Source organism: Alkaliphilus serpentinus, assembly GCF_009017255.1.
Taxonomy (GTDB): Bacteria; Bacillota; Clostridia; order Peptostreptococcales; family Natronincolaceae; genus Alkaliphilus_D; species Alkaliphilus_D serpentinus.
On sequence record NZ_WBZB01000046.1, the window covers coordinates 18,765 to 29,409 of the forward strand.

Consider the following 10,645-nt stretch of genomic DNA (forward strand, 5'->3'; position numbering starts at 1 on the left):
CCCTGCGATGAGTCACCATTTGTAAGGAATCTACAAAACTACTGAGCAATCGGTAGGACAAAGGGATTTCAGTGACAGGTCTGTGGATTGCTATGGGCATTTTTCAGAGGCTTTTTTGTCGTGGTTTAGATTTTTACCTGCAGTAAAACTTAAAAAGATTGATGATAATTACGAAAATGGACAATGATAGTAATAACAAAAATTTATCCTTGAAGGGAGAAAATAAAATATGTGCGGAGTAGTAGGATATGTAGGAGACCAATCGGTTACAAATATATTAGTAGAAGGTTTAGCAAAATTAGAATATAGAGGCTATGATTCAGCAGGAGTAGCGATTTTAAATCAAGAGGGAATTCATGTAAGAAAGTTTAAGGGACGATTAAGCATCCTAGCTGACTATCTTGAAAAGGAGCCCATATCAGGAAACATCGGTATTGGCCATACAAGATGGGCAACCCATGGAGAGCCCTCCGACAGAAATGCTCATCCCCATACCAACGTAGTAGGGAACATTGCCCTTATCCACAATGGTATCATCGAAAACTACATGAAGATTAAGGAATGGTTAATTGAAGAAAAGGGTATTCAGTTTAAATCTGAAACCGATTCAGAGGTTGTGGCCCACCTAATCGACCACTTCTATGAAGGAGATTTATTAAAGGCTGTTTATAGGGCCATTGCCAGAATGGAAGGAGCCTATGCCATCGGGGTTATCTGTAAGGATGAACCAGATAAAATTGTTGCCGTTCGAAAGGATAGCCCATTAATCGTTGGTTTAGGAGAAGGAGAAAACTTCCTTGCATCTGATATTCCAGCCCTCTTAAAGCATACCAAGAAAATGTATTTAATAGAAAATGATGAAGTGGTACTGCTAACAAAGGATGAGGTTAAAATCTTTAATGAGCTGGGTCAACAGGTAGACAGAGAGGTTTTCCATGTAACCTGGGATGCTGAGGCTGCAGAAAAGGAAGGCTATCAGCACTTTATGATTAAGGAAATCCACGAACAGCCAAAGGGAGTTCACGAAACCCTTATGAGAAGGCTGGATAAGGATCATAATATCGTCCTGGATGGCATTAAGCTTACTAAGGAAGACCTAGAAAAAATCAATAAGGTTTATATCGTGGCTTGTGGAACGGCCTACCATGCAGGTTTAGTGGGTAGATACGCTATTGAAAAGTTTGCTAAAATTCCTGTAGAGGTGGATGTTGCCTCTGAATTTAGATATCGTGATCCCTTTGTAGATGAAAATACCCTTTTTATTGCCGTAAGTCAATCCGGCGAAACCCTAGATACACTAGCTGCCCTAAGGGAAGCTAAAAGAAAGGGAGCTAGAATCCTATCTGTGGTAAATGTTGTTGGTAGCTCTGTTGCAAGAGAATCCCATGACGTATTCTACACTTGGGCAGGACCAGAAATTGCCGTTGCCTCAACAAAGGCCTATACAACTCAACTAATGGCAATGTATTTAATAGCCCTTAATATGGCCAGCACCAAGGGTACCATGTCAAAGGAAGATTACAGCAAAGTAGTAGCAGAACTAAAGACTTTACCAGAGAAAATCGAAAAAATTCTTGGCGATATAGATAAAATTCAGCATCAGGCCGATGCTCAATTCAGCAATGAAAGTGTATTCTTTATGGGAAGGGGCTTAGATGTAAATGTAGCCCATGAAGGCTCCCTAAAGCTAAAGGAAATCTCCTATATCAATTCCTTTGCCATCGCAGCAGGAGAGCTAAAGCATGGAACAATTGCCCTAATTGAAGATGGAACATTAGTGATTGCCCTAGCAACCCAAGATCATCTGTATGAAAAGATGCTTTCCAACATTCAAGAGGTTAAGGCTAGGGGAGCCTATGTATTGGCAGTAGCCAAGGAAGGCAACAAAGAGGCTGAAAAAACAGCCGATGTTGTCATGTATATCCCCGATACCACGGATGAGCTTACGCCTATATTAAGTGTTATTCCACTACAGCTATTTGCCTACTTTATAGCAGTAGCCAGAGGCTGTGACGTAGATAAACCAAAGAATTTAGCCAAGTCGGTAACTGTCGAATAGAGTATTTCTGAGAAATATGGGTTGGTGTCGGTTCTCAAAAAGTTTGAAAAATTTCTCGAAAAGATTGAGAAATAATAAAAAATGCAGATTTATATAAAAATTAAAGGAGAATAGCATAAAATAAATGCTATTCTCCTATTTCAATATTTTGGAGGTTTAAATATGAATTTTTTACGATAGATAACAGCACAACTGTTAAAATTGAGCTTCGTGACTTAAAAGTCATTCTTGACGATGTTGTAATTAAAGATTATTTAGAATTTCAAATTGAGAAAAATCATGATGATCTATTTGGTGGTTATTCTGTTGCGATTGACAAATTTGTAAGTGATCGAGTTATACAGAAGGTTGATGAATTCGATCAAAAGGGATTATTGAATTCTGGTAAGAAGGCCTATAAGCCTATTGAAATAAGTGAAGAAGGACTGGAAACTAATAGAGTTTATTAGCGTAGATTGTACGGCTAATGAGGGTGAATGGCACTCAGAAAGTGAAATTAAAATCCAAAAGAATGGATACGTAATTAATAATGGTAAAAAAACAAAAGAGTTCTGGGATAGCTCAATACGTTGCGCTAAGAAACCTTTACGTTTAAAAATACGTAATATTTGCGGTGATGAAACAATTTATAAGGTGGAATGATTGGTGTTTGGTATTTATAGATAGCTAGTTGTTTAAAAATGGAGAATAACTTTTACACAAGTTATTCTCCATTTTTTTGAGGAAATCAAACTTTAATACAACTCATGATTGATGACCCTATTGCATCGCACCGGCCAGCTATGAAATATAATAACATTGTCGATATTTGACGCAAATTGGTGAATGATTATTAGAGGTGAAATATAATGTTATAGAGAATAAAAAAGTAGATATATATGATAACTATGTAAGATATACGATCTAAGAAATAAATAAAATTTTGATACAGAATTATATAGTTAAAAAAACAAATGGAAAGGAAGATTACTAATGAAAGAGCACCTTTTAAAAGAAAAGGCATTTACCTATGATGTACCTAGAACTGTTCCAAATATGGCTGGTTATGAATTTGATGATGAGAAGGGGTATTGGGTAAATCAGACGAGTAAGCAACCATGTATTGAAGATCCTTCATTTGTAGCACCACGAACGAAAAAAGCGGATATTGAAACAGGAGAGGATAGAAAAGGTGAATAAAGTAGAAATATTAATCATATCGGATACTATGGATTTCACAACTGACTATATCTGCTTAGAACTTCAGCGTAGAAATGCTTCTTATCTCCGGATTAATAGAGATAAGTTTCAGGATTACAGGATCGTACTTGGAATAGGGGAACCAGTTTTAAATATTACAGTTAATTCGAAAAAGTATATTGCGGATAATCAAAGTCTAAAAGCAATCTATTATAGGGCTCCTATATATCTTCATGATACATTTAAACCAAACCTTTCTTATGATGAACAACTCTACCGTTCTCAGTGGACTGCGTTCTTAAGGAACCTAGTGTTGTTTGAAAATGCAAAGTGGATGAACAATCCAATTAGTACATTTAAGGCAGAAAACAAAATGGTGCAATTAAAATATGCACGAAAAATTGGTTTAAAGTGCCCACGAACACTGTTGCTTAATTCTGTTGAAGAAGTTCCACTTGATAAAGATGCTAATTATATTATGAAGTCATTGGATACTGTGCTGCTAAAACAGAATGACAAGGAGTCATTTGTTTATTCAACGGTTGTGACTGGTGAAGAACTTATGACATCAAGATTGACAGTAGCTCCTTTAGTAATACAAGAATATTTATATCCTAAAGTTGATTTGAGGGTAACTGTTGTTGAAGATAAGGTTTTTACTGTAAAAATTATTAAAGATGGTATTGGTGTGGAAGGAGATTGGAGAAAAGAAAAAGAAAATGTAGATTTTATTGAAATAGATCTTCCAGAAGATATACAAAAGAAATGCATCCAAATCGTAAGTCATTTAGGATTATCATTTGGAGGGATTGATTTAATATTAAATAACGAGACCTATTATTTCATTGAGGTTAATCCTACTGGTGAATGGGCTTGGCTAGTTAATAAGTCAGGTTTGAAAATTGATAGGGCTATATGTGATTCTTTACAAGTCAGTATATGATATATGAGGAGTTAAAATTAATGATAAAGGATATATTAACCATTATTATTTTTCCATTTCCTACATTATTTAAAACCACACAAGCGATAAGTGAGAAAATCAAAAAATTAATCAATTCTTCAGTTGAAAAACCGTATAGCTATGAATATGCTAGTAATAATATTAGAATAGATGAAAAAGTATTGTTAGATACATTAAAAGACACAATTGAAAATAAAAAAATACTTGAAGATAAGGCAAAATCAACCTTAATTGCAATTACAATATCTTCTTCACTTATAATAAATATTTTAAGATACATACAAGATATGAAAGATAGTGCAGTCATTCTATCAATCATTTTAGCAATAGTAGGATTCCTAAGTCTTCTATATATGATAGTAGCAGGTGTGTTATCACTATATAGTATTGGAGAAATAAATACTGTAGCAATAATGTACCCAGAAGACTATCTATTACCACAGCAAGGAAAGAACACTCAAATTGCAGATAATATTGAACACAATTATTTACATAACCTAAAAAGAAATAATTTTATGACTACAAGTTATAAATGCATAATAACATCTATATCACTTTTAGTTGTTATTTTCATTATTGCAACTGTTACTTTACGTATAGGGCATAAAAAAGATGATCTCACTCAAGAGATTAACCGTCAAATAGAAAGTATAAATAATAAAATATCGACCATGTCAAATGAGATTTCTGAGGATAAACAAAACATAATAAGGATCCAACAACGTATAATATATATTATTGAAAGAATAGAAATTACTCAGCAGAAGTTAGACAATATAAAAGAGTCAATAGAAAGTATTAATAAAATAATTGCTGATAATCCCAGTATGGTTTCAGATGAGATTGAAAAATTATTATTTAACTTAGAGAAAGAATTGAAAGTAGAATAGTGATAAACACCTTTATTTTAATAAAATGATCTAAGTAATTAAAGATTTGCAAAGGTAGAAAAAATATAAAAAGAACTTGGGCGTTCATCATGAAATTTATCTGGTTAGAAGTGAAACTGGTAAGGGTGTATTAGAGTTGTAGAGTTCTAAAAATTATTTCCTAAACTATTTGATATTTGGCTTTCTTTTCAAACTATTTGAGAATTTGGCGTTTTGTTTCAAACTTTATGAGAATTTTTTTCAAACTATTTGAGAAAACTTTAAAAAAATGCCCATATCTTTTTGAGAACCTACAGGATTTTAGAAAAAACTTAGATAGTTGAAATACAATTGAAGATTAAAATATTATAATCATGAGATCCGAAAACAAGCTAGTTTGTCAATTAACTAGCTTGTTTTTTGTGGGTTTGTCGAAGTGGGTCGAACGAAAATTGGAGGAATTGGTAGATTAATATAGTAAATAAGGATAATAGAGAAAACGTTGCTATTTCTAACTTTAAATAATTATTACGTGAAAAACCGTACTATATATAACTGCTACTTTAAGTGTTAGAATACAATATTTTAATCATAGTTGTCAAAAAAATTTATGATTATCTCTTACAAATATTTTTAGGAATAAAGGAGGGGAATGTAATGTACCATAGCGCTATACCTTCATGGTATGGATATCGTTATCAAGGGCAACTAGCAATCTATTATGCTTTGAAGCAAATTTATGATATTTCAGGAAAGATTAATGAAAGTGACAATATTAGAAAGGAATATTTGTTTAAGGAGCAACTTGAGAAATATGCACTAGAGATTGAGTATATGGAAGATTTTGCAATTCGTTATTATAAAAATGATTCAGAATTTGAGTATATCTCGTTCCATCAAGTGAAAGCTGGGGAAAGTAATAGGAAAATTGATAACGTTACTATTTATGGGGTTTTAGATAAGTTAATTAAACACCAAAGTTATACTGATGAGAATAGTAATACAAAAAAAACTAAAGGGTATATTCATGTTCCTTCGATAAATCATGAGCTAGAGTCAAATGATTTTAAGAAAATATATAGTGAACAACGCGATAAATATTTTAATGAACTGAATGAAATATTAAGAGTACAAGAAGATTGGGATGAATTAGTTAAACATATAAAAGGTACAGGGAAAAAGAGTACTATTAAAATGATCCTACATAATAAATTAAGAAAGTCAAATATTGAGAAAGATGTAAAAAATCATGAAGATATAAAAAGAATATTGCTAGGTATTTATAGAGAAATAAAAGAAAGTAATTTTCCTGATTCTGGTGTGGATGTAAATATATATTCAGATGAGTATTTTAGAAGTATTAATGAAATAGAAAACAAAATAATAAGTGTAGTTATTGAATTGCACAGTAGATTTAATCAGTACAGAGATTTTATGAATTATCAATCTGTAAAGAAAAAAGTCCTGCCTCAACTTATACAGGAAATTACAAGACATATTGATAATAGAAAGAATAATTATCAATCGGATCCATTTATTAAACTTATAGATATTTATAAGCTTATTGTAGATGTCCCTGAAGAAATAGACCTTAATTATGAAGCTTATCGTTTTAAAGTAAATATCATTGATAAGTTCCCAGAGTATACTAATATATATTGCGATGACTTTTTATGATTGTATAGACTGTGATGAAAGAAGTCGATGTAATATAGCTGATTTCATGATGGAATTTGAAAAATTAGGAATAAAAGATGTTGCACAATTGTTGAAAAATATTGCAATATCTAGGGATTTAACTTATCAAGAGCACGAAATTCCTGCAAGTGTGGATATACATAACACCATATTTAATTATCTTAGGGAAGTGAAGAGGTTCAAATTAAATAAGAATAGAGTATCAGCTTTTCACGAAAAGAAGCATTATTGGTGTACATGTGAGCGAGAAATTAGAAAACAACTGCTGAAGAAATATTTCACCAACATTATTGGTGTCTTATTTGAAGCCGACTTTCTTATAGCAGATAATCCCTCAGATGATTTTGATATATTACATTTGATAGGAGATATTTCTGAAAAAAATATTGAACACATGAGTGACGAAATAAAGGAAAAGTTAAGAGAATATAATAATAAACTTACAAAAACAAAAACTATCAAAGCTATAAATATTAATATGGCAAAGGAGTTGCTCTGTAATGATTGATATAATAAAAAGGATTTTAGCAGAAAACCAGTATGAGAATATAAAAGAAGGTAAATTTTATCATTTTCTTAGAAATATTTCAGGACATAAAGATGATTATTATTTAATCTATGATATAGGATGTAATGAAAGCATAAAACAGTTGGATGAGATTATTATCAAATCTGAAAGTATTTTTCAAGATTTGCTAGGCTATAGTGAGGATGTTGAGAAAAATACAACGGCACTCTATCTATTAAAGACAGATAGAAAAATAGTGCCATCAAATCCATTATGGCATAGAATATGTGAAATAGAAGAAATGATAGAATATATGAAACGTAATGTGATTCTATATACAGAGGCTGAATATATTGAAGTTAATAGCATACAGGGTAATATAACTAATGAAATTAGAGAGTATTTGAAATCAAATGAACATTTCCTGAGGTTTAAGGATAATAACAATATACGGTATGAGATTTTTTCAAAATTATTCATTAAAATTCACTGTATGAATTATAGTTTTGAATCAAATGAGTTTATTAATCTAGATAAAAGAATTAAAGTGGCTATAAATAAAAGTAATAATAAAAACATTATTGAAAATTGCGAACAAATTTTTGATGGACTGGATAATATTGAACAAGAAAAAATGTCTATTGATACATTTCTTGAAAATTATATTAATTATTTGCAAACCTGTGATGATTATGAATCAGTTGACGATTTAGTAGAAAAGAATATAAATCTCAGATTACAAAAGGAGAGGATAGGGAAATGAGTAATTTTGTTATCAAGAAAATTTATGCAAATAATTTCAAAGGTATTCCGTATAGAGAGATAAAGGAAATTTCAGATTTAATGATTATCGATTTTGCAGTAGACGGTATTACAGTTTTATCAGGTCCAAATGGCTATGGAAAAACAACTTTGTTCGATATTGTTGAAATAATTATTTCAAAAAAAATTACTAGGTTCAGTAGCACTAGGTTTGGAAATGTGATTATTAAAGATAATGGTTTACTCAACAATAAACAAGTAGATGGATTGATTGGGGTTGAATTTTCAAACAAGAGTCAAACGTTAACTATATTAGGAAAAATACCCCAAAATGGTGGGCGCGGGGAAATTGATTCAGATATTGCTTCTGTTCAACTTTATTATTACCGTGGTAGTTTATTCGATGTTGAGTCAGACATGATAAATCTTAATAATCTTAGTAATGCGTGTCTTGATAAAATAAGTTTATTTAATAGTATAAATAGTATTAAGAATATTCCTGAACTGTCAAAGTTTAATACAGATACTTTTAATTTGTTTTATTACATATCACAAGAAGAATCGACTCATTTCCTTAAAGAAAAGGAGAATGAAAAACTTTCAAAACTAGACAGTTTAGTAGATATTAATCATCACATAAGATATAGTGGATTATTAGATAAGTTAGCAACCAATAATGTAGGAGGAATAATAAAAATGAGAATTAAAGAAATTGATCAAAAGTTAGAGAATAAATATGATGAATTAAGCACAGAGGTACTGCAAAGTGAAAAAGTTGAGTTTATAAAAGTATTTGAAAATTTGGATATACCATGGGATAAAGACCAATTAGAGGAAGAAAGTCTTGAAGTACTAAAAAGCTATAAAAACGAGGTAGTTGGGACAAAACAATTAATACTTTATACAAAAGATTTTGATAGCTTTATAATTAATCAGAAATTAGAAAACATAGCTGTTTCAAATGATACTTTTAATAATTTACTTACTTTAAAGAAACATCAATTAATTAATGATTCCTATAAAGGTATTAACAATGAAGCATTATCGAAAAAGATAGATAAATATCAGAATAACGTTAGCTTGCTGCAGTTAAAAGAGGTGTATAATGATCCTGAAATAGAAAGCAAGCTTGATTATAAGGATATTGAAAAATGGAGCGGATTACTTAAGATAGAGTGTATTACTAAAGAGGATTATGATGACAAAATACTAAAAATTAATAATATTAAAAAAAGGTTGGATAACGGAGCAAAGTTATATGATGATCTTCTTACCAAAAGGACAACTTTTATCAATGCTTTTAAAAAAGCTATTGATATAAAAGTAGAAAATCAGTATTTAAACAGTAAGAAGTGTCCTGTTTGCGGATCTGATTTTAATGAAAAAAGCAGTTTATTTTCCTATATAGATAAGATGGCAGCATATCTTAAGGAATCAACTGACTCGAATCAAGAGAATCTTGAAGTAGCTAAAAATGAACTAAAAATGAGTATTGCGTCACTATATAATGTGGTAAAAGGTGTTAATATTATTCAAGATATTAACAGTGAGGATTATACTAAACTTGAAGTAATATTAAACAATAAACAAGCTCAGAAAAATATTCTTCAATTGCTTGAGAGCATTGTCGATCTAAAATTAGATGTACCTGATGATATTCAGTCACTTGAATCGTTTAGAGTATACATAAAAAGCAAGAAACAAGTATATAGTGATGAATTTTTAATTATTAATGACAACTATAATCTTGAGAAGCTATATACCAAATATTATAAAAGTATTTATAAAGAATTATTAAAATATAGTTTGCTTCAAGAGAAATTGGATCAAAAAAATAAGTTTCTTGATCATCTGATAAGCTTGAAAGAAAATGAAAGGTATAATAAAGTATACAATGAAATTACAGAGCTAACTAAACAGCTAATCTTACTTGATAGAGCCAAGCAGGATATGAGTGACTGCAGAGATATCATTAAGAAAGAAATAAACGAGTTTCGTGAAAAATTAATTAATGATATTGAAATACCACTCTACTTATATACTGGTAAAATTCTTCAGAATTATCAAAGAGGATTAGGTGTTTTTATACAGAAAACTGATAAAACTGTAAAATTTGTACCTGATATGGGAACAGAGCATGAGATAATCAATTCTTTTAGTTCTGGTCAATTGTCTGGGTTTGTTATTGCGTTTATGCTTGTAATGAATAAAGTTTATTCTGGAAGAGACAGTTCAATCAATACGATATTAATTGATGATCCTGTCCAAACTATGGATGACATTAATATTGCTTCACTTGTCGAGGTATTGAGGAACGAGTTTAATGATAAGCAAATATTGCTTTCTAGTCACGAAACTAATAAAGCAATTTATATGTTGTATAAATTTTCAAAGTATAATATTAGTTATGATATGAAAGATGTGAGTAGAATAGTTAAACAGATAAGTTGAGTATAGGATGGGTAATTCTATAAAAGGAATTATCACTGGAAATTACACAGGGACGGTTCGGGACAAGTGAAAAAGTCACCATTAGTTATTCTAAATAAGGATTATTATTAGTATAAAAACATAATAAAAGTTAGTAAAATCATTGATATTACTAA

The 10,645-nt window shown here is 30.6% G+C and carries 9 protein-coding genes; all 9 read left to right on the forward strand.

The annotated features are described in order from the left end of the window. The first annotated feature begins 229 nt into the window (after positions 1–229). The 9 genes from glmS to F8153_RS12810 all read left to right on the forward strand — a co-directional run bounded on the left by glmS (position 230) and on the right by F8153_RS12810 (position 10,490). Positions 230–2,059, forward strand: a complete 1,830-nt coding sequence (glmS, locus tag F8153_RS12770) for a glutamine--fructose-6-phosphate transaminase (isomerizing) (protein ID WP_151866750.1) — start codon at positions 230–232, stop codon at positions 2,057–2,059. A 414-nt stretch (positions 2,060–2,473) separates the two neighbouring features. Further along, the gene (locus F8153_RS16220; protein WP_192929808.1) at positions 2,474–2,701 is read left to right on the forward strand and encodes a hypothetical protein; all 228 of its coding nucleotides are present in this window, start codon (positions 2,474–2,476) and stop codon (positions 2,699–2,701) included. A 330-nt stretch (positions 2,702–3,031) separates the two neighbouring features. Then, positions 3,032–3,238 carry a hypothetical protein gene (locus F8153_RS12780; RefSeq protein ID WP_151866751.1) on the forward strand — a complete coding sequence of 69 codons (207 nt, stop codon included), beginning with the start codon at positions 3,032–3,034 and terminating at the stop codon, positions 3,236–3,238. Continuing rightward, positions 3,231–4,181, forward strand: coding sequence for an ATP-grasp domain-containing protein (locus tag F8153_RS12785; RefSeq protein WP_151866752.1), 951 nt, complete (start codon positions 3,231–3,233; stop codon positions 4,179–4,181). The genes F8153_RS12780 and F8153_RS12785 overlap by 8 nt, the downstream gene beginning before the upstream one ends. 20 nt (positions 4,182–4,201) lie before the next feature. Next, the gene (locus tag F8153_RS12790; protein WP_151866753.1) at positions 4,202–5,092 is read left to right on the forward strand and encodes a hypothetical protein; all 891 of its coding nucleotides are present in this window, start codon (positions 4,202–4,204) and stop codon (positions 5,090–5,092) included. A gap of 636 nt (positions 5,093–5,728) precedes the next feature. Continuing rightward, on the forward strand, positions 5,729–6,748 hold the full coding sequence (locus F8153_RS12795; RefSeq protein ID WP_151866754.1) for a hypothetical protein: 1,020 nt from the start codon (positions 5,729–5,731) through the stop codon (positions 6,746–6,748). A 46-nt stretch (positions 6,749–6,794) separates the two neighbouring features. Further along, positions 6,795–7,277, forward strand: coding sequence for a hypothetical protein (locus F8153_RS12800; protein WP_192929809.1), 483 nt, complete (start codon positions 6,795–6,797; stop codon positions 7,275–7,277). Further along, complete coding sequence (locus tag F8153_RS12805; protein ID WP_151866756.1) at positions 7,270–8,040, forward strand: ABC-three component system middle component 1; 771 nt, start codon at positions 7,270–7,272, stop codon at positions 8,038–8,040. The genes F8153_RS12800 and F8153_RS12805 overlap by 8 nt, the downstream gene beginning before the upstream one ends. Beyond that, positions 8,037–10,490: an AAA family ATPase gene (locus F8153_RS12810; RefSeq protein WP_151866757.1), complete on the forward strand. Its 2,454-nt coding sequence runs from the start codon at positions 8,037–8,039 to the stop codon at positions 10,488–10,490. Before F8153_RS12805 ends, F8153_RS12810 begins: the two co-directional genes overlap by 4 nt. Positions 10,491–10,645: the final 155 nt, after the last annotated feature.